Source organism: Stagnihabitans sp. (genome assembly GCF_964946895.1).
Map to the genome: position 1 here is coordinate 22,317 of NZ_CBBQHX010000028.1, position 23,316 is coordinate 45,632.

The 23,316-nt window shown below is 64.5% G+C and carries 23 protein-coding genes; 14 read left to right on the plus strand and 9 right to left on the minus strand.

Annotated features, from left to right (window positions below):
* The first annotated feature begins 16 nt into the window (after window positions 1-16).
* From AC1Y2B_RS16440 to AC1Y2B_RS16450, 3 genes are all read left to right on the plus strand, one after another.
* Window positions 17-1,357 (plus strand): formimidoylglutamate deiminase, encoded by a 1,341-nt coding sequence (locus AC1Y2B_RS16440; RefSeq protein WP_482254196.1) that lies wholly within the window; start codon window positions 17-19, stop codon window positions 1,355-1,357.
* A complete protein-coding gene (locus tag AC1Y2B_RS16445) occupies window positions 1,357-2,037 on the plus strand; it encodes a GntR family transcriptional regulator (protein ID WP_482254197.1) in 681 nt (226 codons plus the stop codon). Before AC1Y2B_RS16440 ends, AC1Y2B_RS16445 begins: the two co-directional genes overlap by 1 nt.
* Before the next feature lie 67 nt (window positions 2,038-2,104).
* The gene (locus tag AC1Y2B_RS16450) at window positions 2,105-2,758 is read left to right on the plus strand and encodes a flavin reductase family protein (RefSeq protein ID WP_482254198.1); all 654 of its coding nucleotides are present in this window, start codon (window positions 2,105-2,107) and stop codon (window positions 2,756-2,758) included.
* 158 nt (window positions 2,759-2,916) lie between these two features.
* On the opposite strand, the gene AC1Y2B_RS16455 is transcribed toward AC1Y2B_RS16450, so the two are convergent.
* The 4 genes from AC1Y2B_RS16455 to AC1Y2B_RS16470 all read right to left on the minus strand — a co-directional run bounded on the left by AC1Y2B_RS16455 (window position 2,917) and on the right by AC1Y2B_RS16470 (window position 7,030).
* Window positions 2,917-3,867, minus strand: a complete 951-nt coding sequence (locus AC1Y2B_RS16455; RefSeq protein ID WP_482254235.1) for a PHP domain-containing protein — start codon at window positions 3,865-3,867, stop codon at window positions 2,917-2,919.
* A 359-nt stretch (window positions 3,868-4,226) separates the two neighbouring features.
* Complete coding sequence (locus tag AC1Y2B_RS16460) at window positions 4,227-4,964, minus strand: SDR family oxidoreductase (RefSeq protein ID WP_482254199.1); 738 nt, start codon at window positions 4,962-4,964, stop codon at window positions 4,227-4,229.
* Window positions 4,961-6,061, minus strand: a complete 1,101-nt coding sequence (locus AC1Y2B_RS16465; RefSeq protein ID WP_482254200.1) for a mandelate racemase/muconate lactonizing enzyme family protein — start codon at window positions 6,059-6,061, stop codon at window positions 4,961-4,963. The genes AC1Y2B_RS16460 and AC1Y2B_RS16465 overlap by 4 nt, the downstream gene beginning before the upstream one ends.
* A gap of 12 nt (window positions 6,062-6,073) precedes the next feature.
* On the minus strand, window positions 6,074-7,030 hold the full coding sequence (locus AC1Y2B_RS16470) for a magnesium transporter CorA family protein (RefSeq protein ID WP_482254201.1): 957 nt from the start codon (window positions 7,028-7,030) through the stop codon (window positions 6,074-6,076).
* A gap of 93 nt (window positions 7,031-7,123) precedes the next feature.
* Between AC1Y2B_RS16470 and AC1Y2B_RS16475 the strand changes: the two genes are divergently transcribed.
* The 8 genes from AC1Y2B_RS16475 to AC1Y2B_RS16510 all read left to right on the plus strand — a co-directional run bounded on the left by AC1Y2B_RS16475 (window position 7,124) and on the right by AC1Y2B_RS16510 (window position 15,182).
* Window positions 7,124-7,792: an HAD family hydrolase gene (locus AC1Y2B_RS16475; protein WP_482254202.1), complete on the plus strand. Its 669-nt coding sequence runs from the start codon at window positions 7,124-7,126 to the stop codon at window positions 7,790-7,792.
* An 8-nt stretch (window positions 7,793-7,800) separates the two neighbouring features.
* Window positions 7,801-8,757 carry a sugar-binding transcriptional regulator gene (locus tag AC1Y2B_RS16480; protein WP_482254236.1) on the plus strand — a complete coding sequence of 319 codons (957 nt, stop codon included), beginning with the start codon at window positions 7,801-7,803 and terminating at the stop codon, window positions 8,755-8,757.
* A 106-nt stretch (window positions 8,758-8,863) separates the two neighbouring features.
* A complete protein-coding gene (locus AC1Y2B_RS16485; RefSeq protein WP_482254203.1) occupies window positions 8,864-10,177 on the plus strand; it encodes an ABC transporter substrate-binding protein in 1,314 nt (437 codons plus the stop codon).
* A gap of 83 nt (window positions 10,178-10,260) precedes the next feature.
* Window positions 10,261-11,133, plus strand: coding sequence for a carbohydrate ABC transporter permease (locus tag AC1Y2B_RS16490; RefSeq protein WP_482254204.1), 873 nt, complete (start codon window positions 10,261-10,263; stop codon window positions 11,131-11,133).
* 9 nt (window positions 11,134-11,142) lie between these two features.
* The gene (locus tag AC1Y2B_RS16495; RefSeq protein ID WP_482254205.1) at window positions 11,143-11,973 is read left to right on the plus strand and encodes a carbohydrate ABC transporter permease; all 831 of its coding nucleotides are present in this window, start codon (window positions 11,143-11,145) and stop codon (window positions 11,971-11,973) included.
* 7 nt (window positions 11,974-11,980) lie between these two features.
* Window positions 11,981-12,979 (plus strand): ABC transporter ATP-binding protein, encoded by a 999-nt coding sequence (locus AC1Y2B_RS16500; protein WP_482254206.1) that lies wholly within the window; start codon window positions 11,981-11,983, stop codon window positions 12,977-12,979.
* Window positions 12,976-13,746, plus strand: coding sequence for an L-iditol 2-dehydrogenase (locus tag AC1Y2B_RS16505; protein ID WP_482254207.1), 771 nt, complete (start codon window positions 12,976-12,978; stop codon window positions 13,744-13,746). Before AC1Y2B_RS16500 ends, AC1Y2B_RS16505 begins: the two co-directional genes overlap by 4 nt.
* On the plus strand, window positions 13,743-15,182 hold the full coding sequence (locus AC1Y2B_RS16510; RefSeq protein WP_482254208.1) for a mannitol dehydrogenase family protein: 1,440 nt from the start codon (window positions 13,743-13,745) through the stop codon (window positions 15,180-15,182). The genes AC1Y2B_RS16505 and AC1Y2B_RS16510 overlap by 4 nt, the downstream gene beginning before the upstream one ends.
* Before the next feature lie 135 nt (window positions 15,183-15,317).
* Here AC1Y2B_RS16510 and AC1Y2B_RS16515 read toward each other — a convergent pair whose 3' ends face one another.
* Both AC1Y2B_RS16515 and AC1Y2B_RS16520 read right to left on the minus strand, forming a co-directional pair.
* Window positions 15,318-16,535, minus strand: a complete 1,218-nt coding sequence (locus AC1Y2B_RS16515) for a hypothetical protein (protein ID WP_482254209.1) — start codon at window positions 16,533-16,535, stop codon at window positions 15,318-15,320.
* Window positions 16,536-16,724: 189 nt separating this feature from the next.
* Window positions 16,725-17,807, minus strand: coding sequence for an anhydro-N-acetylmuramic acid kinase (locus AC1Y2B_RS16520; protein ID WP_482254210.1), 1,083 nt, complete (start codon window positions 17,805-17,807; stop codon window positions 16,725-16,727).
* 69 nt (window positions 17,808-17,876) lie between these two features.
* Here AC1Y2B_RS16520 and tyrS point away from each other — a divergent pair, with 69 nt between their 5' ends.
* Window positions 17,877-19,127, plus strand: a complete 1,251-nt coding sequence (tyrS, locus tag AC1Y2B_RS16525) for a tyrosine--tRNA ligase (RefSeq protein WP_482254211.1) — start codon at window positions 17,877-17,879, stop codon at window positions 19,125-19,127.
* A gap of 89 nt (window positions 19,128-19,216) precedes the next feature.
* On the opposite strand, the gene AC1Y2B_RS16530 is transcribed toward tyrS, so the two are convergent.
* The 3 genes from AC1Y2B_RS16530 to AC1Y2B_RS16540 form a co-directional block, all read right to left on the minus strand.
* Complete coding sequence (locus tag AC1Y2B_RS16530) at window positions 19,217-20,239, minus strand: aldo/keto reductase (protein WP_482254212.1); 1,023 nt, start codon at window positions 20,237-20,239, stop codon at window positions 19,217-19,219.
* 90 nt (window positions 20,240-20,329) lie between these two features.
* Window positions 20,330-20,902 (minus strand): peptidylprolyl isomerase, encoded by a 573-nt coding sequence (locus AC1Y2B_RS16535; RefSeq protein ID WP_482254213.1) that lies wholly within the window; start codon window positions 20,900-20,902, stop codon window positions 20,330-20,332.
* Window positions 20,892-21,401: a peptidylprolyl isomerase gene (locus AC1Y2B_RS16540; protein ID WP_482254214.1), complete on the minus strand. Its 510-nt coding sequence runs from the start codon at window positions 21,399-21,401 to the stop codon at window positions 20,892-20,894. The genes AC1Y2B_RS16535 and AC1Y2B_RS16540 overlap by 11 nt, the downstream gene beginning before the upstream one ends.
* Before the next feature lie 122 nt (window positions 21,402-21,523).
* On the opposite strand from AC1Y2B_RS16540, the gene AC1Y2B_RS16545 reads away from it, so the two are divergent.
* Both AC1Y2B_RS16545 and AC1Y2B_RS16550 read left to right on the plus strand, forming a co-directional pair.
* Entirely contained in the window at window positions 21,524-22,714 is a 1,191-nt protein-coding gene (locus tag AC1Y2B_RS16545; RefSeq protein ID WP_482254215.1) for a phosphoglycerate kinase, read from the plus strand.
* Between the two features lie 132 nt (window positions 22,715-22,846).
* Window positions 22,847-23,305, plus strand: coding sequence for a GNAT family N-acetyltransferase (locus tag AC1Y2B_RS16550; RefSeq protein WP_482254216.1), 459 nt, complete (start codon window positions 22,847-22,849; stop codon window positions 23,303-23,305).
* Window positions 23,306-23,316: the final 11 nt, after the last annotated feature.

Sequence of the window (23,316 nt, forward strand, 5' to 3'; positions counted from 1 at the left end):
CTGTCAAGGAGTTGCCATGCTGCTGCACGCCGATCACGCGCTTTTGCCGGAGGGCTGGGCGAAGGATGTCTCGGTTGAGGTCGAGGCGGGGCGGATCGTCGCGGTCGAACCCTCCCGCGGGGGACACAGGGTCGGCTGCCTGTTGCCGGCGCCGGTCAACCTGCACTCCCATGCCTTTCAGCGGGCGATGGCGGGGCTGACCGAGTTTCGCACGGCTGGGCAGGACAGTTTCTGGACCTGGCGCAGCCTGATGTACCGCTTTCTGGAGCAGTTGACCCCCGATGACGTTCAAGCGATCGCCGCCCAGGTGATGGTGGAAATGGCCGAGGCGGGCTATGCGGCGGTGGCGGAGTTTCACTATCTGCATCATGGGCTTGGCGGGGCAACCTACAGTGATCGGGCCGAGATGGCGGGGCGGATTTGCGCAGCCGCGCAAACGACGGGTCTGGGCCTGACGCTGCTGCCGGTGCTGTATGAGCGGGGCGGTTGCGACGGACGGGCTTTGGCGGGGGGCCAGTTGCGCTTTGGCAATGATCTGGAAGGCTTCATGCACCTGCATGAGGCGGCGGCGGCCCATCTGGCCGCCTTGCCGCAGGATGCCGTTCTGGGCCTTGCGCCGCATTCGTTGCGGGCGGTGTCGCCGGCCAGTCTTGCAGCGGCGCAGGCGATGCCGGGACCAATTCACATTCACGTCGCCGAACAAGTGGCGGAAGTGGAAGAGGTCTTGGCCTTCACCGGCCAGCGCCCCGTCCATTGGCTCTTGTCCCATGCCGCTGTTGACCCACGCTGGTGTCTGATCCACGCCACCCAGATGGACGCGACCGAAACCTTGGCGCTGGCGGCATCCGGTGCGGTGGCTGGCCTTTGCCCGATCACCGAAGCCAACCTCGGCGACGGCATCTTTGACGGGGCGCGCTATCTGCAGGCGGGGGGCCGCTTCGGAATCGGGTCGGACAGCAACGTGCGGATTTCCCTAAGCGAGGAAATCCGGATGCTTGAATACTCTCAACGGCTTGGGCTGAAGGCGCGGGCGGTTCTGGCTGACAGCCGCTCGGTCGGTCGGGTGATTTTCGAGGGTATGGCGAAGGGCGGCGCACAGGCAGCGGGGCGCGATGCGGGGGCGATTGCGGTGGGCAGATGGGCCGATCTGGTGGCCTTGGACAGGTCGGGCCCGGACATGGCCGGGCGGCAGGGCGACCGGTTGCTGGACAGTTTTGCCTTCGCCGGGGATGACCGGATGGTCACGGACCTGTGGTCCGCCGGGCGCCACATCGTCCAGGGCGGCCGCCACATCGCCCGCGACGCGGTGCGCGGGCGGTTTGCCAAAGTCATGGCGCGGCTGGCCGAGGCGCTGTGATGGCCGGTTGGGAGGACATCCGGGCCGAGGTTCTGGCGCGCATCCGCACGCGCGCCTGGCCTCTGGGCACGCTGATCCCCGGCGAAGAGGCGCTGGCGCTGGAATTTGGTGTCGCGCGGGCCACGGTGAACCGGGCGCTGTCGGAACTGGCTCGGGCCGGGGTTCTGGAACGCAAGCGCAAGGCGGGCACGCGGGTGGCGGCCCTGCCGGTGCGCAAGGCGACGCTGGACATCCCGGTGATCCGTGCCGAGGTCGAGGCGCGGGGCGAGGCCTATGGCCTGCGGCTGTTGCGGTTGGACATGGCACCGCCGCCGGTGCCGGTGATCTCGCGTCTGGGGCTGGATCTGGGGCAGATGCTGCACGTGCAAAGCCTGCATCTGGCCTCTGGCCGTGGCTTTGCCGTCGAGGACCGCTGGTTGAACCGGGCCAGCCTGCCCGATCCGCTGCCGGATTTCGCGGTGGTCAGCGCCAACGAATGGCTGGTGGCGCATGTCGCTTTCGCCAGCGGCGACATCGGCTTTGCGGCGGAACCTGCCCTGGGGTGGGAGGCCGAGGCCCTGGGTCTGACCGAAGGCACGGCGGTTTTTGTGACGGAACGCTGCACTTGGGCGCCGGACGCGCCAATCACCTGGGTCCGGCTGGTTCATGCGCCGGGCTATCGGCTGTCGACCGTGCTCTAGCCAAGGCCCCTGCCCTGCGCTAGCTTGAAGATCACGCGCCAAGTCCTTGGCCTTCTGGAGAAAACCGATGCACTATGCCCCGGGCCGCGAGGCCTGCCCGCTGCCCTATTCGCCCTTCAAATCCTGCACCGTGCCGCGGCCGATCGGCTGGATTTCCACCGTTGATGGCACCGGGCGCGCCAACCTTGCGCCCTATAGCCAATGGCAGAACCTGTCCTTCGATCCGCCCATGGTGATGTTCGCGGCCAATCCCTATTCCGATGGCCGCCGGAAACACTCGGTCGTGAATGCCGAAGACACCGGCTGGTTCGTCTGGAACATGGCCACCTATGATCTGCGCGAGGCGGTCAATATCTCGGCGATGGAATGGCCGGATGGGGTGGATGAATTTGACAAGGCCGGCGTGACCAAGGCCGCCTGTCTGGAGGCTCCGGGGCCACGGGTCGCCGAAAGCCCGGCGCAGTTTGAATGCCGCTACATGCAGACCACGCGGCTGAAGGGCCATTCGGCGCACGGCTGGGTGGACGTCGTGTTCGGCGAGGTGATGCGCATCCATGTCAAGGACGAGGTGATTCTGCCGGATGGCAAGCTGGATATCCTGCGGATCAGACCCCTCGCCCGCATGGGGTATTACGATTACACCTCGGTGACCGACGTGTTCGAAATGCGGATTCCCGGCGCCTCGGACGCGGCGGCCAAGGGGCTGGAAGGCAAGGCCTGACAGCGGTGGGGCAGAGGAACAAGGGCTGATGGCTCATCCGCCCTTTCCCCTTTCGCATTTGCCCAAATATCCCACGGGAGGTCTGGAGGGTCTGAAACCCTCCAGGGCCTGCCCAGGGCGCGCGCCAAGCCATGGGGCGGGTGGGCGCTGAACCCCTGTTACACGATGCGCGGGTTCTTGTCGGTGGCGCCGGTCCAGATCGGGTTCGACCAGGCCCGCTTGCCCGCCGCATCGATCACCGCGGCACGGACCCAAGGCGAGTTGTTCAGCCGCGCCAAGGGCACCTCACCCCGGGTCAGGCTGTGGCCGTGTACCGCTTTCGCCCCCGTACCCCAGCCGATGGCCACGATGGAGGACACGGCAGAACATTCCACCACCAGCTTGTCGTCCTCGACCCTGACATCGTGCAGTTCGGGGCCTTGGGTGGAATAGAACGCCCCGGCCTTCAGGGCAGTCAACAGCGCCTCGGGGGTGTTTTCCAGCGCCTTGACCATGGTCCAGCCGCCGAAATGGTCAGGCTCCGAGAAATGCGCATCGTCGGTGGCGATCAGGGTCAGCTTGCGCCCTTCCGTCAACAGCTGGTCGGCGATTGCAAAGCCGTCCGGACGGTCGCAGCCCATGGCGCAGCCGTGGTTGTAAATCTCCACCGCATGGGCAGCGGTGAGGCTGCGGGCGTCCTCGACCGTCAGGCCGGACCATTGTGGGTGGGCAATCGCCACGAAGGCCCCGGCCGCCACGGCCCGGGCGGCGATCTGCGGGCCGGTTTCCTGATCCTTGACCGGCAGGAACGACGGCGCGTTCGGCGGCGCGAAATCCGGCGGCAGGCCGACGGCAAGGATGTGCCACAGCTCGCCATTCGCCATGGCGCCGGAATGCAGCTCTGCCCCGAGGATCGTGGTGAAGCTGGCATCGCGGAACGCCGTGGTATCGACAATGGGATAGCCGTAGTGACCGACGAAATGGTCCGTCAGGGCCAGGAAATCATATCCCTCGGCCCGGTAGCGGCGCAGCACCTCGGCCGGGTCCAGCACGCCATCCGAGCGGGTCGAGTGGGTGTGCAGATTGCCGCGCCAGAAACGGCCGGGTTCGGTGAAGGCGGGAAGGGTCAAGGTCATGATGCGGCCTGCAATGAAAGGGTCCGGGATGTGGTAGCGCGTGGCTTGGGCGCTGAAAAGGCGGAAAACAGCGGTGCGGCCGCCGGTCTTGCCCCAGCAATTGTTTCCTTTTGTCACACAATCGCCGTATTCCGGGCGCGCAATATGGGACAGGGAGGACGTTATCATGACGGTTACCCATACCATGACCATGACGCTGCTGGCGACCGGCAGCCTGAGCTTTTACCTGATCGTGCACGCCGCCATCGACGTTCTGCGTCAACGCCGGGCCAACCGGCGCTGACGGTCCTTGGGGGATTTGCCCCAGATCGGACGTGCAGATCGGGCGTGCAGATCGGGCGGGGCCGCAGGCCCTAGCCGCGTCCGATGTAGGGCATGTCGCGGGCCATGATCGTCATGAAGGGCACGTTGACCTCCAAAGGCAGGTTGGCCATCTGCAGGACCGCTGTCGCCACATGATCCACATCGATCACCGGCTCGATCTTGATCTGGCCATCGGCTTGCGGCACGCCGGTCTGGAAGCGCGCGGCCATCTGGGTCAGGGCGTTGCCGATGTCGATCTGGCCGCAAGCGATGTTGAAGGCGCGGCCATCAAGGCCCAAGGTGCGGGTCAACCCGGTCACCGCGTGTTTCGACATCGTGTAGGGCACCGACCCCGGACGCGGCACATGGGCCGAAATCGAGCCGTTGTTGATGATGCGCCCGCCTTGCGGGGTCTGGTTGCGCATGGCGCGGAAGGCGGCACGGGCGCACAGGAACATGCCGGTGATGTTGACGTTCGACACCGCAAGCCAGTCGTCGACACTGATCTCGTCAATCGGGGCGGCCTTGGCGGACATGCCGGCGTTGTTGAACAGCGCGTCAATGCGACCGAAGGTTTCCAGGGCGCGGGCAAAGCTCGCATCGACCTGTGCCGGCACCGTCACGTCACAGGGCAGGATCAAGGCGTTCGGGGCATCCGCGGCCGTCTCTTCCAGTGCATCGGCACGGCGACCGATCAGCCCGACGTTCCAGCCCGCCCGCAGGAAGGCCCAGGCGGTGGCGCGCCCAATGCCGGAGCCCGCTCCGGTGATCAGGATGGATTGGCTCATAGGCTTGTCTCCCGGTAGGTGGCATGGGCAAGGAAATCGGGATGGATCTCGACGCCCCACCCCGGCGCTTCGCTGACAATGGCATGGCCGTCCTCGATCCGGTAGGGGTCATTGAGGAACAGCCCTTCTTGCCAAGGGTAGTAATCCTGGCCTTCGATCGAGAATTCCAGGTACTTGCCGGGGTTCGGGATCGCCTTCAGCAGATGCATGGTGCACATCGTCACCAAGGACAGGTTGGCGGCGTGCGGGGTGATCGGCAGACCGGCATTTTCGCCCATCTGGCAAACCTCCAGTGTGCGTGACAGGCCACCCAGATACATGACATCGGGTTGCAGGATGTCGACGGCCTTGTGTTCGATGGCCAGCTTCCAGGCGGTGAACTCGCAGTCCTGCTCGCCTCCGGCCACGTCGATCGTCAGGGCGGCGCGGACTTCTGCGGTCTGGTCAACCTCCCAATAGGGACAGGGCTCCTCGAAATGGTTGATGCCGTTGTCTTGCAGCAGGCGGCCGACTTCGATGGCGGCTTTGGGGCCATAGCAAGAGTTGCCATCGACCAGTTTGTCAATGCCGTCGCCCAAGGCCTTGGAAACCGTGGGAATTACGGCCTCAGTCCGGCCCGGCCATTCGTCGCGCCCACGCCCGCACTCGGCCCCGACGCGCCATTTGAAGGCGGTGAAGCCCTGTTCGTCGCGCAGTTTGAGGAAACGTTTGGCCTCATCTGCCGGCTTGATGTCGCGCTTCATCGAACTGGCATAGGCGCGCAACTTGCCGGGCTGTCCGCCGATCAGGCTGACCACAGGCTTGTCGGCCGTCTTGCCGCGCCAGTCCCAGACGGCGGTATCAAGACCGGTCTGCGCCCGCCGCAGGTAAGAGCCGGGATATTTGTGCTCACGTTCGGAGATCAGGCGGAGTGTGTCCTCCATATCGGCGATCCGGGTGCCTATGGCGTGGCGGGCGACCTGACGGTGGAAGATTTCGGCGGTGATGTCGGCGTTGTAGGTGGACAGCTGGCCCCAGCCCTGACTGCCGTCTTCGGCGGTCAGCCGGGTGAAAGTGACGAATTCGTTGCCGATGGTCTCTAGCTTAATTATCTTCATCAGGTCAGTCCCTTACAACCATTTCTTCCATTTGAACACGAACCACGTCACCAGCGCCGAAGCCACCATCAGGCCCAAAGCCATCGGGTAGCCGAAGGCAAAGTCCAGCTCTGGCATCAGGCGGAAGTTCATGCCGTAGATCGAGGCGATCAGCGTCGGCGGCAGGAACAGCACCGCCACGACCGAAACGATCCGCACGGTGGTGTTCTGCGCCAGATTGATCATGCCAAGGGTCGCGTCGGTGGCTTGGGCAACGCGCGAGGACAGATAGTCGCCATGCACCTCCAGCGACTGGATGTCTTTCGACAGGCCGATGATCGTGGCCTTCAGGGGATCGACCGTGCCGTGTTCCTCCAGCCCAAGCCGGAAGAAGCCAAGCGCACGTTCCAGCGTCAGCAGGGACAGGCGGCAGTTGCCGACCATGTCCGATTGCCGGCCCGAGGTTTCCAGCGCCTTTTGCAGGACGGCGGCTTCGGGCCCCATGCCCTCGGTGGTGAAGATCTGGCGGGTGATCTTGTCCAGCTCGCGTCCCGCACCTTCCATCAGGTCGGCGATGCGGCCGATGATTTCCTCGCACAGGCCCAGAAAGACCCGCTCCGGTCCGACGCAACCAAGGCCCACCTTGTCGGCGCGCGGGGCATAGGTCTCGAACGGGCGGGGGGAATGATAGCGCACGCTGACCAGACGGCCCTTGCCCAGGATGAAGGCGACCGGGCCGTTGATCGGCGTGACGCCATCTTCGCGCGACAGGCCGGGGACCAGAACGGTCAGGTAGTCAAACCCGTCTTCGCGGTACAGCCGCGAGGAGATTTCGATTTCCTCCAGATCCTCCAGCGTGGGCACTTCGGGAACCAGGGGGGCGGCCAGCGCCACCTCGGCCGGATCGGGTTTGCACAGGTCCAGCCACAGCGCGTCTTGCGGCGACGCGCTCACCAGCTTGCCGTTTTCGGTGCGGTAGGCGAACAGCATGGCGCTCTCCTCGATCGGTGATGATTGCTTGCCACGGGCAGGGGCTGGACAAAAGCCCCTGTTTGAGAGGAAACCGATGCGAGGGAGGCCTTCATGTTCGATCTGGTCATATTCGATTGCGACGGCGTGCTGATCGACAGCGAGATCATCAGCGCGCAGATGCTGGTGGACGAGCTGAAAGGTCTGGGCGTGACGATCGACCTGCCCTATGTCGCACAGCATTTTCTGGGCCGCAGCTATCCAACCGTGATGGCACAGATCCGCAAGGAGTTCGGGCTGGATCTGGCGCCGGAATTCGAGGACCAGTACCGCAGTCGCCTGATGGCCGCCTTCGAGGTGGGTTTGCGCGTGATGCCCGGGGTGAAGGCGGCGCTGCAGAGGCTGGACCTGCCGTGGTGTGTTGCAACCTCGTCCAGCCCCAAGCGGGCCGCGCGGTCCCTGGAGATTGCGGGGCTGGCCGGGCTGGTGGGGGATGGGCTTTACACCGCGACCATGGTGGCGCGGGGCAAGCCTGCGCCGGACCTGTTCCTGCATGTGGCGGCGGATCGGGCCGTGGATCCCGCACGGTGTCTGGTGATCGAGGACAGTCTGAACGGCGTGCGCGCCGGGCTTGCGGCGGGCATGGTGGTCTGGCGCTTCACCGGCGGCAGCCATCTGGCGGGGCTGAGCCTCGATGCGCCGCAGGATGCCAAGGCCGCCTTGCATTTCAATAGCTTCGCAGACTTCTTTGATCTTCACCCTGCCCTGCCCCGGAGGCCCTGATGGCCCGCATCATTACCCCTGCCCCTTCCGAACCCAGCTTGCATGACGAGGCCGCGCGGGCAGGATGGCTATATTACCTTGGCGGGCTGACGCAGGATCAGATTGCCACGGAACTGGGCGTGTCACGGCAGCGCGCGCAGCGACTGGTCTCGCGCGCGGTGGCCGAGGGGCTTATTCAGGTGCGCCTGTCGCACCGGATCGGCGCCTGCCTGACGCTGGAGGCGGAATTGACCGACCGTTACGGCATGACGCGCTGCCGGGTTGCCCCCTCGCCCGGGGCGGGGGGGGATCTGGTCCGGGCGACCTCGCCGGCGGCGGCGGCGGAACTGGAGCGGGTCTTGCGGATGCCCGAGCCGAAGGTGATCGCGCTTGGCACCGGGCGCAGCATGCGCGGGATGGTCGATGCGATGGAGGAGGTCGACGCCTCGCAGCACCGGCTGGTGTCGTTGATCGGCAACATCGCGCCGGATGGCTCGGCCAGTTTCTTCGACGTGGTGATGCGGATTGCCGACAAGGTGCGCGCGCCGCACTACCCGATGCCGGTGCCGGTGATCTCGCCCACGCCCGAGGAGAACGCGGCGTTTCATGCCTTGGGGCCGGTGCGCAAGGTGGTTGATCTGGCGCGGGCGGCGGATGTGATCTTCGTGGGCGTCGGCCAGATGTCGAATGACGCGCCGCTGCTGGCCGATGGCTTCGTGTCCCGCGCCGAACTGGACGAGATGCAGGCCGCCGGGGCGGTCGGGGAAGTGGCCGGTTGGGTCTATGATTCGCGGGGAAATTACCTGGAGGTCGGGACCAATCGCCGGACCGGCGGCGTTCGGGTCGAGCCGGGACTGCCGCGCACCGCCATCGGGATCGCGGCGGGGCCCAGCAAGGTCCATGCGATTGCTGCGGCGCTGCAATCGCGCATTCTCAATGGGTTAGTCACCGACGAATCCACTGCAAGTGGCATCCTGAACCTGTGACACTTCGCATTTGCAGCGAAAGAAACCTCTTGACGGATCACGGGGTCGTGTGAGCATTTATCCATCAAGCGATGAAATGCTCAATCGCTGATCTGGGAGGATACCAATGAATATGACGTTGCGCGCGCTTCTTGGCGCGACGGCTGCGCTTACCCTGGCGGGTATGGCTGCGGCTGCTACGACTGAGATCACTGTGGCCACCGTGAACAACGGCGACATGATCCGCATGCAGGGGCTGATGGATGACTTCTACGCCAAGCACCCTGACATTCACGTCAATTGGGTGACGCTGGAAGAAAACGTCCTGCGTCAAAAAGTGACGACGGACATCGCCACCAAGGGCGGCCAGTTCGACGTTCTGACCATCGGCACCTATGAAGTTCCGATCTGGGGCAAGCAAGGCTGGCTGGTCTCGCTGGACGATCTGCCGGCAGACTACAAGAAAGACGACCTGCTGCCCGCGATCGCTGGCGGCCTGACGGTGGATGGCCATCTCTACGCCTCGCCCTTCTATGGCGAATCGTCGATGGTCATGTACCGCAAGGACCTGATGGACAAAGCTGGCCTGAAGATGCCCGACGCGCCCACCTGGGCGGACATCAAGAAAGCCGCTGACGCCATGACCGACAAGGCCAGCGGCACCTACGGCATCTGCCTGCGCGGCAAGGCCGGCTGGGGCGAGAACATGGCCTTCCTGACCGCCATGTCGAACTCGTTCGGCGCCAAGTGGTTCGACAAGGACTGGCACCCCCAGTTCGACCAGAAGCCCTGGGCTGACACGCTCAACTTCTACCTCGACCTGATGACGAAAGACGGTCCTCCGGGCGCATCCAACAACGGCTTCAACGAAAACCTGGCGCTGTTCCAGCAAGGCCATTGCGGCATGTGGATCGACGCCACCGTTGCGGCTTCCTTCGTGACCGGCAAGGACTCGACCGTGGCGGACAAGGTTGGCTTCGCACTCGCCCCCGACAATGGTCTGGGCAAGCGCGGCAACTGGCTGTGGGCCTGGTCTTTGGCGATCCCGGCGGGTTCGGCCAAGGTTGAAGCGGCCAAGGCCTTCGTCGATTGGGCAACCAACCCCGACTATCTGGCGCTTGTGGCGTCGAAAGAGGGCTGGGCCAACGTTCCCCCGGGCACGCGCTCGTCGCTCTATGCCAACCCGGAATACGCCAAAGTGCCCTTCGCCAAGATGACGCTGGACAGCATCAACGCGGCTGACCCGACCCACCCGACGGTTGACCCGGTTCCCTATACCGGCGTGCAGTTCGTGGCGATCCCGGAATTCCAAGGGTTTGCAACGGAAGTCGGTCAGCAGTTCTCGGCCGCCTTGGCTGGAACGACCTCTGCGGCGGATGCCCTGAAGAACTCTCAGGACCTTGTGACCACGGAAATGACCAAGGCCGGTTACATCAAGTAATCAGCTGACAGGACGGGGCCGCGTCTCCCAAGGGCGGCCCCGTTTCTTTTTCCCCTTCCCCCGAAATCGTTCTGGAGGTTGCCATGGCCACCCAGCATTCGCGCCTTGCCGCCCGGTTCATGGTGGCGCCCTCGGTCATCTTGTTGTTTTGCTGGATGATCGTGCCCTTGGCCACGACGATCTACTTCAGCTTCATTCACTACAATCTGCTGAACCCGATGCAGACCGGCTTTGCCGGGTTCTCGAATTACTACTACTTCGTCACCGACCATGCTTTCCTGCAGGCCCTGTGGAACACGGTCGCGATTGTGGTGGGCGTGCTGCTGATCACGGTGATGGGCGGCGTGCTTCTGGCCCTGCTGATGGACATGCCGTTCTGGGGTCAGGGCGTGGTGCGGGTTCTGGTCATTGCGCCGTTCTTCGTGATGCCCACCGTGTCGGCGCTGGTCTGGAAGAACATGTTCATGAACCCGGTGAATGGCATGTTTGCCCATATCGCCCGCGGTCTGGGACTGGCGCCTTATGATTTCCTGAGCCAGGCCCCCCTGCTGTCGATCATCGTCATCGTGGCCTGGCAATGGCTGCCGTTTTCGACGCTGATCCTGCTCACCTCTTTGCAAAGCCTTGATTCCGAGCAGCAAGAGGCGGCTGAGATGGACGGCGCGTCTTGGCTGTCGCGCTTCATTTACCTGACCGTGCCGCATCTGACCCGCGCCATCACGGTGGTCATCCTGATCCAGACCATCTTCCTTCTGTCGGTCTTTGCCGAGATTTTCGTCACCACCAATGGCGGCCCGGGTACGGCTTCCACCACCATCACCTACCTCGTTTATGTGCAGTCGCTGTTGAACTACGACGTAGGTGGCGGATCGGCGGGCGGTATCGTCGCGGTGATCCTGGCCAATATCGTTGCGTTCTTCGTGATGCGCATGATCGGCAAGAATCTGGACGCCTGAGGGGACATCATGGCACGCAAAGTCACCAACACCCGCAAAGGTCTGACCACTGTCGCCGCCTGGGCCGTGGGATTTCTGATCTTCTTCCCGATCCTGTGGACGATCCTGATGAGCTTCCATGCCGAAGGGGATGCGATCAAATCGCCGCTCGACATGCTGCTGTCGCCGTGGAGCTTTGACAGCTATGCCGAGGTGCAGACGCGGTCGAACTACTCGCTGCACTTCTTCAACTCGGTGGTGATTTCGGTCGGCTCGACCATTCTGGCCCTGATCATCGCCATTCCTGCGGCATGGGCTATGGCCTTTGTGCCGGGCAAGCGGACCAAAGACCTGTTGATGTGGATGCTGTCGACCAAGATGATGCCGGCCGTGGGCGTCTTGATCCCGATGTATCTGGGCTTCAAGGACCTTGGCCTTCTGGACACCCGCACCGGGCTGGTGGCTGTGATGACCCTGATCAACCTGCCGATTGTGGTCTGGATGCTGTACACCTACTTCAAGGAAATCCCCGGCGAAATCCTTGAGGCGGCCCGGATGGACGGCGCATCGCTGCGGTCAGAAATCCTGTACGTTCTGACGCCGATGGCCGTGCCCGGCATCGCCTCGACCATGCTGCTCAACGTCATCCTGGCGTGGAACGAGGCGTTCTGGACCCTGCAACTGACCACGCATGATGCGGCTCCCTTGACGCAGTTCATCGCCAGCTATTCCTCTCCCGAGGGGCTGTTTTACGCAAAACTCTCGGCGGCCTCGACCATGGCCATCGCGCCAATCCTGATCTTGGGCTGGTTCAGCCAGAAACAACTCGTCCGTGGCCTGACCTTTGGCGCGGTGAAGTGAGGACAAAATGGGACAAATCACGCTCAACGCCGTGCGGAAATCCTTTGGCGAGGTGGATGTCATCCCCTCGATCGACCTGCGGATCGAGGATGGCGAGTTCGTCGTCTTCGTGGGGCCTTCGGGCTGCGGCAAGTCCACCCTGCTGCGGCTGATTGCCGGGCTGGAGGATGTCACCTCGGGCGGCATCCAGATCGACGGCGCAGATGCCACCGACCTGCCCCCCGCCAAGCGCGGGCTGGCGATGGTGTTCCAGTCCTATGCGCTTTATCCGCACATGTCGGTCAGGAAGAACATTGCCTTCCCGCTGAAGATGGCCGGCATGACGGCAGAACAGCAGGAGGCCAAGGTGCAGTCCGCCGCCAAGGTGCTGAACCTGACCAACTACCTTGACCGTCGTCCGGGGCAGCTCTCCGGCGGGCAGCGCCAGCGCGTGGCGATTGGCCGGGCGATTGTTCGCGAACCCAAGGCGTTCCTGTTTGACGAGCCTTTGTCGAACCTCGACGCCGCCTTGCGGGTGAACATGCGGCAGGAAATCACCGAACTGCACCAGCAGCTGAAAACCACGATGATCTATGTGACCCATGATCAGGTCGAAGCCATGACCATGGCTGACAAGATCGTCGTGCTGAATGCGGGGCGGATCGAACAGGTGGGCTCTCCGCTGACCCTTTATGAACACCCGGCGAACACCTTCGTGGCAGGCTTCATCGGGTCGCCCAAGATGAACCTGATCACCGGGGCCGAGGCGGCCAAGCTGGGGGCCACCACCATCGGCATCCGACCTGAACATCTGGATATTGTGGCCGAGGGCGGTTGGGCGGGGGTTGTCGGCCTGTCCGAGCATCTCGGCTCGGACACCTTCCTCAAGGTCTCCACCGACGCGGTTGGCACGATCAACGTGCGGGCCGGAGGCGAAATCAAACTGCGCCATGGCGATCAGATCCGGCTGGCCCCGCAGGCTGGCAAGACGCACCGCTTTGGCCCCGATGGAAAGACACTGGCATGAGACTGCAAGGCAAGACCGCCCTGATCACCGGCGCCGCGCGTGGCATCGGCTTTGAATTCGCCCGGGCCTATATCGCGGAAGGCGCCACCGTGGCGTTGGCCGACATCAATGCCGAGGCCGTGGCCAAAGCCGCTGCGGCACTGGGCCCGATGGCGGTGCCGGTGCAGATGGATGTGACCCGCGCCGACAGCATCGAAGCGGGCTTTGCCCAAGCCATAGGCACGATGGGCAAGCTGGACATTCTGGTCAACAACGCCGCCCTGTTCTCTGCGGCCCCCATCGCAGAGATCACCCGGGCCGATTACGAACGTCTGTTCAGTGTGAACGTGTCGGGCACTTTATTCTGCCTGCAAGCTGCCGCCCATCACATGATGGCCCGCGGCGACGGCGGCAAGATCATCAACATGGCCAGTCAGGCCGGACGTCGGGGTGAGGGGCTGGTGGGCGTCTACTGCGCGTCCAAAGCCGCTGTCATCAGCCTGACGCAAAGCGCCGGTCTTGATCTGATCAAGCACAAGATCAACGTGAACGCCATCGCTCCGGGCGTGGTGGATGGCGAACATTGGGACGGCGTCGATGCCTTCTTTGCCAAATATGAAGGCAAGGCCCCCGGCCAGAAGAAGCACGAGGTGGGCGCTGCGGTGCCCTTTGGCCGCATGGGTGTGGCACAAGACCTGACCGGCATGGCGATCTTCCTTGCCACATCGGAAGCCGATTACATCGTCGCCCAATGCTTCGGCGTGGACGGCGGCAACTGGATGGCATGATCATGAAAGCCACTTTGCCAAGCTATGACCGCAAGGCCTTGAAGCCGGGGATCGTCCACATCGGTCTGGGCAACTTTCACCGGGCGCATATGGCCGTCTATCTTGACGACCTGTTCGCCCTTGGGCTGGATCAGGACTGGGCCATTCTGGGTGCCGGCGTGCGGGCACCCGATGCCCGGATGCGCGATGCCCTGCGCGGGCAGGATTGCCTGTCCACGGTGATCGAGCTGGACCCCAAGGCCAAATCGGCGCGGCGGATCGGATCGATGATCGACTTTCTGCCGGTGGAGGCGGACAATGCCAGCCTGATCGCTGCGATGGCCCGGCCGGAAATCCGCATCGTGTCCTTGACGGTGACAGAGGGCGGCTATTTCGTCGATTCCACCGGTCAGTTCGACCCGACCGCACCCGAGATAGCCGCGGATGGCGCCAATCCGGCGCATCCGGCCACCGCCTTCGGTGCCATCGTCGCGGCGCTGAACGCGCGGCGGGCGGCGGGGATCGTACCGTTCACCGTGATGTCGTGCGACAACCTGCCCGGCAATGGCCATGTCGCGCAAGCGGCCGTCGTGGGCACGGCACGGCTGTCGGACCCCGATCTGGCCGATTGGATCAAGACCCACGTTGCCTTCCCCAACGGCATGGTGGACCGCATCACCCCGGCCACCGGTCCGCGCGAACGGGCGATGGCGGCCGAATTCGGTCTGGGCGACGATCCGGTGCCGGTGACCTGCGAACCCTTCCGGCAATGGGTGCTGGAGGACAACTTCCCCGCTGGCCGTCCGGCGCTGGAGAAGGTCGGCGTGACCTTCACCGATGCCGTCCATGCATTTGAGACGATGAAGATCCGCATCCTGAACGGCGGACATGCGATCATCGCTTATCCCGGCGGGCTCAAGGGGATCCATTTCGTGCATGAGGCGATGGCCGATCCACTGATCCCGGCCTTCCTTGATGCCATCGAAAGTCGGGAAATCCTGCCGATCGTCCCTCCGGTGCCCGGGCAGGATCTGAACGCGTACAAGACGCTGATCATCGACCGCTTCTCGAACCCCGAGGTGGCAGATACTGAACGGCGGCTGTGTCTGGACGGGTCGAACCGGCAGCCCAAGTTCATCGTGCCCTCGATCCGCGACGTGCTGGCCGCAGGGGGCAGTGCCGAGGGGCTGACGCTGCTGTCGGCCATGTGGTGCCGCTATTGCTTTGGCACGACCGAAGCGGGCGCGGTTATCGAGCCCAATGACCCGAACTGGGACCTGCTGCAGGCCCGTGCGGTTGAGGCGCGCAGCAACCCGGCGGCATGGATCGGGATGGATGCGGTCTATGGCGATCTGGTCAAGAACGACGCTTTCGTGGCGCGCTTTGCCGAGGCTTTGGATTTCATCTGGGCGTCTGGCGTCGATGCCGCGATGCGGCGCTATATCGCCAGAGCCTGACGACAGGGCGGGGCAAGCTTGCAAGGCAAAGGCCCGGTCCGGTTCACACCGGGTCGGGCCTTTGCTGGGTCAAGGCACAGTCTTTTGACACTGCGGGTCGGGTCGACGGCGGCGCAGGGGCGCCGGCGCGCCGGCTCAGTTGTCCTTGCCGCCTTGGGCCTTTTCCTTGGCTTTGGCATCGGCTTCGGCCTTCGCCTTGGCTTCGGCGTCGGCCTTTTCTTTGGCGTGGGCTTCGGCTTCTGACTTCACCTTGGCCTCAGCATCTGCCTTGGCCTTGGCTTGCGCCGCGGCTGCGGCTTTGACTTTGGCGTCGGCGCAGGCTTTTGCCGCGGCGGCGGCCTTGGCATCGGCGGCAGCCTTGGCGTCCGCGGCGGCTTTCAGCTTGGCGGCGGCATCGGCCTTGGCCTTCGCCGCTTCGGCCTGAGCCTTGGCTTCGGCGTCGTGCTTTGCCTTGTCGGCCGCCTGCTTGGCCTTGGCGTCCGCCTGGGCCTTGAGCTCGGCTGCGACTTCCCTGGCCTTAGCCGCGTCTTGGGCAGCCTTGTCAGCATCAGCCTTGGCCTTGGCTTGCGCCTCGGCGACGGCTTTGGCCTTGGCGTCGGCCTCTGCCTTGGCTGCATCGGCATCGGCCTTGGCCTTGGCCTGGGCTTCGGCAACGGCTTTGGCCTTGGCATCGGCGGCAGCCTTGGCCGCGTCGATATCGGCCTGAGCCTTGGCCTGCGCCTCAGCGAGGGCCTTGGCTTGCGCGGCATCCTTGGCGGCGGCAGCGGCCTGTTCCTGAGCGCGGGCGTCTGCGACGGCCTTGGCCTTGGCATCGGCAACCGCCTTGGCGGCATCGGCGTCGGCCTGCGCCTTGGCGCGAGCCTCTGCGACGGCCTTGGCCTTGGCGTCCGCAACAGCCTTGGCCGCATCGGCATCGGCCTGCGCCTTGGCGCGCGCGTCCGCGACGGCCTTGGCCTTGGCATCGGCAACCGCCTTGGCGGCATCAGCATCGGCTTGTGCCTTGGCGCGTGCTTCGGCAACGGCCTTGGCCGCGGCATCGGCGTCCGCCTTGGCCTTGTCGGCATCAGCCTGCGCCTTGGCGCGCGCGTCTGCGACGGCCTTGGCCTTGGCATCGGCATCGGCCTTGGCCGCCTCCACTGCCGCCTTGTCGGCCGCGGCCTTGTCAGCGGCGAGCTGATCACAGCTGCAGCCGTCAGACCCGGACTTCGACTTGTCGTCTTCGCCATGGGCGGTTTGCGCTTCGCTGGCGCTCTGGTCCGGCTTGCCGGAATTGGACTCGGCCATCAGCGCCGTGGTCATCGCCAGTTGGCTTCCCAAGGCAATGGCGGCGAGAGTGAGAAGGGGGTGTTTCATCGGTCGGTCTCCTGTCGTGGTGTTGCGTGACCACGGCGGTTTCCGGGTCACTCAATGTCCGACAGGACTAAGGTCTGCGCCGCCGCGATGCTGCCCTGCAAAGGGACAGGCGCTTTGCCCATGCGGGAGCGGGCCTATCCCAAAGGCCTAGGCCATCCTGCAACAGCAGGGGGCAAGGCCCGGCGGCACCTAGGGCTGGCTGATCTTGCCACCGCCCACCGCAGCGGGAACGCCGGTGGTCGAGGGGCACGAGGTCGGCAGGCCGGCTGTGACGCGGGCAGCAAGGTAGGCGAAGGCCTGCGCCTCCAGCATGTCGCCGTTCAGGCCTTGGGTCTCCACCGTGGCGACGTTGGGCATGCGGGCCGCAAGCGCCTGCATCAGGGCCTGATTGTGGCGCCCGCCGCCGGCCACAAGAAGTTGGGAGATGGGGGCCGGAAAATGCTCGGCCGCCTTGGCCACGGCGGCCGCGACGCAATGGGTCAGGGTGGCCAGCGCATCGGCGTCACCCAGATGCGCCACCGCGTCCAGCAGGTCGAAGGCGTTGCGGTCCAATGACTTCGGCGGCATCCGGTAGAAGAAGTGATGTTCGAGAAAATGCGCGATCACCTGTGCGTCGGGCGTGCCGGACAGGGCCAAAGTGCCGCCCTCGTCCAGCGCCCTGCCCTGCCGCGCCAGCATCAGGTCGTTGAGCGGCGCATTGGCAGGGCCGGTGTCGAAGGCCAAGAGCGCGCCGGGCACCTCGGGTTCCGCACGGCGCGGGTCGATCCACGTGACATTGCCAACACCGCCAAGGTTGAGAATGGCCAGCGGTGCGCTGACCCCGATGCGGCGGGCCAGCGCATGGTGAAAGAAGGGGACAAGCGGCGCGCCCTGCCCGCCCAGTTCCACATCGGCGCTGCGAAAATCCCAGATCACGGGAAGGCCCAGGGCCTCGGCCAAAAGCGCCCCGTTGCCGGCCTGATGGGTGCCACGTCCGCCCGGGTCATGGGCCAGCGTCTGGCCGTGAAAGCCCACCAGCGCCACATGCGAAAAGCGCGAGATCAGTTCGGCATGGGCGGTTTCCACCACCTCTGCCGCGGCCGCCACATCGGGATCGCCGGGCCATTGGCCGAACGCCTTGCGGATCATCGACCGCTCGGTCTGCGAATAGGGACGGTAGGCGTCGGGCCCGAAGTCCAGCACCCGGATGCCATCGGTCAGCACCATCGCCGCGTCCACACCGTCCAACGAGGTGCCTGACATGGTTCCCAAGACCCAAAGCGGCGCTTGCATCTTTCCCTTCATGTCCGCCCCCGTTATAGACCTGCTACCTTACTGCCTAGCTTAGTAAATGAGGGCACCATGACCTACCATCCGAAATCCGATTTCATGCGCGTGATGATGGAGCGCGGCTATCTGGCCGACTGCACCGATTATCAGGCGCTGGATGAGGCCTTCCTCAAAGGCGTGGTGCCGGGCTACATCGGCTTTGATGCCACCGCCAAAAGCCTGCATGTCGGCTCTCTGATCCAGATCATGATGCTGCGCTGGCTGCAGAAATGTGGCGGCAAGCCGATCGTGCTGATGGGCGGCGGGACCACGAAGATCGGTGATCCGTCCTTCCGGGCCGACGAGCGGCCCCTGCTGACCAATGCCCAGATCGACGACAACATCGCCGGCATCAAGCGCGCCTTCACGCCCTACATCACCTTCGGCGATGGGGCGAACGATGCCGTCATGGTCAACAATGCCGAATGGCTGGACGGGCTGAATTACATCGGCTTCCTGCGCGACATCGGCAAGCATTTCTCGGTCAACCGGATGCTGTCCTTCGAGTCGGTCAAATCCCGGCTCGACCGCGAGCAGTCGCTGTCCTTCCTCGAATTCAACTACATGATCCTGCAGGCCTATGACTTTCTGGAACTGAACCGCCGCTATGGCTGCCTGATCCAGATGGGCGGCAGCGATCAGTGGGGCAATATCGTCAACGGCGTCGACCTGACCCGCCGCGTGGTGGAGCATGAGGTCTACGGCCTGACCTCACCCTTGCTGACCACCAGCGATGGAAAGAAGATGGGCAAAAGCCAGAACGGCGCCGTCTGGCTGAACGCCGACCTGCTTTCCCCCTACGAATTCTGGCAATTCTGGCGCAACACCACCGATGCCGACGTGGGCCGGTTCCTGAAGCTCTACACCGACCTGCCCCTGGAGGAGTGCAATCGCCTCGGCGCGTTGCTGGGGTCCGAGATCAATCTGGGAAAAATCGCCCTCGCCAATGCCGTGACCACCCTGCTGCATGGGGCCGAGGCGGCTGCGACCGCCGAGGCCACCGCGAAAGAGGTCTTTGAAAAAGGCGGCGTCGGCGACGACCTGCCCACCCTGACCCTGTCGCCCACCGAAATCGCGGACGGCATCACCGTGGCGCAGCTTTTCGTCCGTTCCGGCCTTGCCGCCACCGGCAAGGATGCCAAGCGCCTGATAACCGAAGGCGGCGCCAAGATGAATGATGAGGTCGTCCTTGACGCCGGCCAACGCATCGGTGCCGGCGAACTGGCCGAACCCCTGAAACTGACCGCGGGCAAGAAGCGGCATGCCTTGGTGATCCTCGGCTGAGCCCTGTTTCCCTTCGCCTTCTCCAAATATCCCGCGGGGGGTCTGGGGGGCGCGAAGCCCCCCAGCCGGGTCCGCAGAGCGCCTTCCCGTCAGACCGGCGCAGGGTTCCGGCTGAAGCCGTTCTGGTGCCAGTAGGGATAAGGCAAGGCCGGGCGGCTGACCTGGTCCAGACGCTCCAGCTGATCGGCGGTCAGGTGCCAGCCCACCGCGCCCAGGTTCTCGCGCAGTTGGGCCTCGGTGCGGGCGCCGATGATCACGCTGGACACGGTGGGGCGCGACAGGACCCAGTTCAGGGCGATCTGCGCGACGGTCTTGCCGCTCTCTGCAGCAATCGCATCCAGCACATCCATCACGTTGTAGAACACCTCATCCGCCACCGGCGGGGCGGAATTGCCATTCTGCGCGGCGCGGGACGACGCGCCGATCGGGTTGCTGCGACGGTACTTGCCGCCCAGGCGGCCCCATCCCAAGGGGCTCCACACCACGGCGCCGACGCCCTGATCAAGGCCAAGCGGCATCAGTTCCCATTCATAATCGCGGCCCAGAAGCGAGTAATAGGCCTGATGCGCGACATGCCGGGTCAGGCCATAGCGGTCGGACACCGCCAGCGATTTCATCAGGTGCCAGCCCGAGAAATTCGAGCAGCCGATATAACGCAACTTGCCAGCACTCACGAGGTCATCGAGCGTACCCAGCACCTCTTCCTGCGGGGTCAGGGCATCAAAGCCGTGCAACTGGAACAGGTCGATATGGTCGGTCCCAAGCCGCTTCAGCGCCGCGTCCACCGCCTTCACAAGGTGAAACCGCGAGGAGCCGACAGAGTTGGGGCCGGGTTCAAACTGGAAGGTGGCCTTGGTGGAAATCAGCACCTTGTCGCGGCGGCCCTTGATGGCGGCCCCCAGGATTTCCTCGGCAGTCCCGGCGGAATAGACATCGGCGCTGTCAAACATGGTCAGGCCCGCGTCAAGGCAGATGTCGACCAGCCGCGTCGCCTCGGTGGCGTCGGTGGCGCCCCAGGCCTTGAAGAAATCGCCCTTGCCGCCGAAAGTGCCGGTGCCAAGCGTCAAAACGGGAACCATCAGGCCTGATCGGCCGAGGCGGCGGTGTTCCATGTCAGTCTCCGGGGGATGGGTTGCTTCTGCAAGAGAACGCAGGCCTTCGTCAGGCAAGAAGGCCCGCCGGGATGCGGCGGGCCTTGAGGCTTATTCCTGCACGGTGACTTTCGTCATCACGTCGGGGTCCTTGACCTCGCCATTGGCGCCGTCGCCGCGCTTGATGGCATCGACGACCTCCATGCCTTTGATGACATGGCCGACGACCGTGTACTGGCCGTTCAGGAAGTCACCGGGGGCGAACATGATGAAGAACTGGCTGTTGGCCGAGTTCGGGTCATTGGCCCGCGCCATGCCCACGGCACCCCGATCAAAGGGCGCTGCCGAAAATTCGGACGGCAGGTCGGGCATGTCCGATCCGCCCATGCCGGCCATAGAGGTGTCGCTGCCCTTCTTGCCGTATTTCACATCGCCGGTCTGCGCCATGAAACCGTCGATCACGCGGTGAAACACCACGTTGTCATAGGCGCCCGATTTGGCCAGCGCCACGATTTGCGCAACGGCTTTCGGGGCCAGATCCGACGAGAGGTCGATGACGACCTCGCCCTTGGCCACGCCATCCACCTCGATCACAAGGTTGGGGCCGGGACCGTCGACCACATCGGCAAAGACCGGAGCCGACAGCAGGATCAGCGCCGTGGCGGACAGAAGGTTACGCAACATCGGCGGCCACCTTGACAGAGATCATGCGGTCGGGCTTGGCCGGCGGCTCGCCGCGGACGATGGCGTCGACATGTTCCATGCCCGAAACCACCCGGCCATAGACCGTGTATTGCTTGTTCAGGAAGTGGTTGTCAGAGAAGTTGATGAAGAACTGGCTGTTGGCCGAATTCGGGTTCGACGAGCGGGCCGCACCAATCGTGCCCCGGTCATGCGGCAGGTTCGAGAATTCGGCCGGAACGTCCGGGTACTGCGACCCGCCCGTGCCAGCGCGGCGCAGGTTGAAGTCTTTCTCCATGTTGCCATTTTCCACGTCGCCGGTCTGCGCCATGAAGCCTTCGATCACGCGGTGGAAGGCCACATTGTCATAAGCGCCATCGCGGGCAAGTTGTTTCATGCGTTCGACATGCTTGGGGGCTACATCGGGAAGCAATGCAATCACCACGTCGCCACCTTTGAGGGTGAGGATGATGGTGTTCTCGGGATCCTTGATTTCGGGCATGGCTGGTCCTTTCCTGCGTTTGGCGCGGAAACTAGCCGAAAGCGGGGGGCAAGGGAAAGGGCCGACAGTTGACCTTTGGCCGCATTGCGCGGAAAGAGGGGTAAATCAGACAGGAGGCAAAGATGGCCTGGAAGACGATTGACGACGTGGCGCTGGCGGGCAAGACCGTTTTGACCCGCGTGGACATCAACGTGCCGATGGAGGGCGATGCCGTCACCGACACCACCCGCATCGACAAGATCCGCCCGACCGTGGAGGATATCATCGCGCGCGGCGGCAAGGTGGTGCTGCTGGCCCACTTCGACCGCCCGAAAGGCAAGGTCGTGCCCGAGATGAGCCTCGGTCGCATTCGCGGCGCCGTCGAAGCCTCGTTGGGGCGCAAGGTGATCTTCGGGGCCGATTGCGTGGGGCCCTTGGCTGTCGCGGCGATTGCCAGTGCGGCGCAGGGCGACGTGGTTCTTTTGGAAAACACCCGCTTTCACGCGGGCGAAGAGAAGAATGACCCGGCCTTTGCCGCCCAACTGGCAGCTTTGGGTGATATTTTCGTCAATGACGCCTTTTCGGCCGCCCACCGCGCCCATGCCTCGACCGAGGCTTTGGCCCGTCTGCTGCCCGCCGCTGCGGGCCGCCTGATGGAAGCGGAACTGAAGGCGCTGGAAGCGGCGCTGGGCACGCCCGTGCGTCCTGTGGTGGCCGTGGTCGGCGGGGCCAAGGTTTCAACCAAGCTGGAACTGCTGGGCAACCTTGTGACCAAGGTCGATCATCTGGTGATCGGCGGCGGCATGGCCAACACCTTCCTGGTCGCGCAGGGTTTCGAGGTCGGCAAATCTTTGGCCGAGCGCGACATGGCGCCGACAGCCCTTGAGATTGTCGCCAAGGCCAAGGCTGCGGGCTGCACCATCCACTTGCCGGTGGATGTGGTGGTTGCGGGCGAGTTCAGGGCCGGCGCGGCCAACACGGTCGTGGCCGTCACGGATTGCCCGACCGATCAGATGATTCTCGACGCGGGCCCGGCAACGGTGGCCGAACTGACCAAGGTGTTCGAAGCCTGCCGGACGCTGATCTGGAACGGCCCGCTGGGGGCCTTCGAAATCGCCCCCTTCGATGCGGCGACCACGGCCGCGGCGCGGGTGGCAGCGGCGCTGACCAAGGCTGGCAAACTCGTCTCGGTCGCGGGCGGCGGCGATACGGTTTCAGCCCTGAACCATGCCGGGGCGGCGGCGGATTTCACCTTCATCTCGACCGCGGGCGGCGCCTTTCTGGAGTGGATGGAGGGCAAGGACCTGCCCGGTGTCGCGGCGTTGATGGGGTGACGGATCCTGACGCCGGGGAAGCCTCCGGCGGGGATATTTGCGCCTGGATGAATGGGGGGGCCGGGGGGGAAACCCGGCCCCTTTTGCTTTCCTGTAAACCTGGGGCAAGATGGCGGTGGAAGGAGCCTTGGCATGGTAGAGGAATTGGTGATCCGCACGCCCGTGGCGGCCGATGCGCCGGGGCTGCTGGCCATGGTGGAGGCGCTGACGCGCTATCACAGGGATGTGCCCCGAGTGACACCCGCGACGGTGCAGCGCGATTTCCTAGGTGATCCGCCGTGGTTTCGCACGCGGGTGGCGGAACTGGGCGGGGCATTGGTGGGCTATGCGGCCCTGCTGCCTTTGGCGCGGCTGGGCTACGGTGAGCGCGGGCTGGACTTGCACCACCTGTTCGTGGCCGAGCCCGTGCGGCGTCTGGGGATCGGCACGGCCCTTGTGCGGGCGGCGGAAGCCATGGGGCGCGATCTGGGTTGCCGCTATCTGATCATCGGCACCCATCCCGGCAACTGGGCGGCGCAGGAATATTACCAGCGGCTGGGCTATCAGCCCATGGGCAACACCTCGGTCCGGTTCACCCGGCGGCTGGAGTAGGCAGAGCGCGG

Bases quoted from the DNA above. Each gene is read 5' to 3' on its own strand.
- AC1Y2B_RS16440 (WP_482254196.1), top strand. From the start codon at position 17: ATGCTGCTGCACGCCGATCACGCGCTTTTGCCGGAGGGCTGGGCGAAG.
- AC1Y2B_RS16535 (WP_482254213.1), bottom strand. From the start codon at position 20,902: ATGTTGCGTAACCTTCTGTCCGCCACGGCGCTGATCCTGCTGTCGGCT.
- AC1Y2B_RS16550 (WP_482254216.1), top strand. From the start codon at position 22,847: ATGGTAGAGGAATTGGTGATCCGCACGCCCGTGGCGGCCGATGCGCCG.
- AC1Y2B_RS16460 (WP_482254199.1), bottom strand. From the start codon at position 4,964: ATGAGCCAATCCATCCTGATCACCGGAGCGGGCTCCGGCATTGGGCGC.
- AC1Y2B_RS16485 (WP_482254203.1), top strand. From the start codon at position 8,864: ATGAATATGACGTTGCGCGCGCTTCTTGGCGCGACGGCTGCGCTTACC.
- AC1Y2B_RS16510 (WP_482254208.1), top strand. From the start codon at position 13,743: ATGATCATGAAAGCCACTTTGCCAAGCTATGACCGCAAGGCCTTGAAG.
- AC1Y2B_RS16445 (WP_482254197.1), top strand. From the start codon at position 1,357: ATGGCCGGTTGGGAGGACATCCGGGCCGAGGTTCTGGCGCGCATCCGC.
- AC1Y2B_RS16450 (WP_482254198.1), top strand. From the start codon at position 2,105: ATGCACTATGCCCCGGGCCGCGAGGCCTGCCCGCTGCCCTATTCGCCC.
- AC1Y2B_RS16475 (WP_482254202.1), top strand. From the start codon at position 7,124: ATGTTCGATCTGGTCATATTCGATTGCGACGGCGTGCTGATCGACAGC.
- AC1Y2B_RS16520 (WP_482254210.1), bottom strand. From the start codon at position 17,807: ATGCAAGCGCCGCTTTGGGTCTTGGGAACCATGTCAGGCACCTCGTTG.
- AC1Y2B_RS16465 (WP_482254200.1), bottom strand. From the start codon at position 6,061: ATGAAGATAATTAAGCTAGAGACCATCGGCAACGAATTCGTCACTTTC.
- AC1Y2B_RS16515 (WP_482254209.1), bottom strand. From the start codon at position 16,535: ATGAAACACCCCCTTCTCACTCTCGCCGCCATTGCCTTGGGAAGCCAA.
- AC1Y2B_RS16470 (WP_482254201.1), bottom strand. From the start codon at position 7,030: ATGCTGTTCGCCTACCGCACCGAAAACGGCAAGCTGGTGAGCGCGTCG.
- AC1Y2B_RS16495 (WP_482254205.1), top strand. From the start codon at position 11,143: ATGGCACGCAAAGTCACCAACACCCGCAAAGGTCTGACCACTGTCGCC.
- AC1Y2B_RS16540 (WP_482254214.1), bottom strand. From the start codon at position 21,401: ATGCCCGAAATCAAGGATCCCGAGAACACCATCATCCTCACCCTCAAA.
- AC1Y2B_RS16490 (WP_482254204.1), top strand. From the start codon at position 10,261: ATGGCCACCCAGCATTCGCGCCTTGCCGCCCGGTTCATGGTGGCGCCC.
- AC1Y2B_RS16500 (WP_482254206.1), top strand. From the start codon at position 11,981: ATGGGACAAATCACGCTCAACGCCGTGCGGAAATCCTTTGGCGAGGTG.
- AC1Y2B_RS16530 (WP_482254212.1), bottom strand. From the start codon at position 20,239: ATGGAACACCGCCGCCTCGGCCGATCAGGCCTGATGGTTCCCGTTTTG.
- AC1Y2B_RS16545 (WP_482254215.1), top strand. From the start codon at position 21,524: ATGGCCTGGAAGACGATTGACGACGTGGCGCTGGCGGGCAAGACCGTT.
- AC1Y2B_RS16505 (WP_482254207.1), top strand. From the start codon at position 12,976: ATGAGACTGCAAGGCAAGACCGCCCTGATCACCGGCGCCGCGCGTGGC.
- tyrS (WP_482254211.1), top strand. From the start codon at position 17,877: ATGACCTACCATCCGAAATCCGATTTCATGCGCGTGATGATGGAGCGC.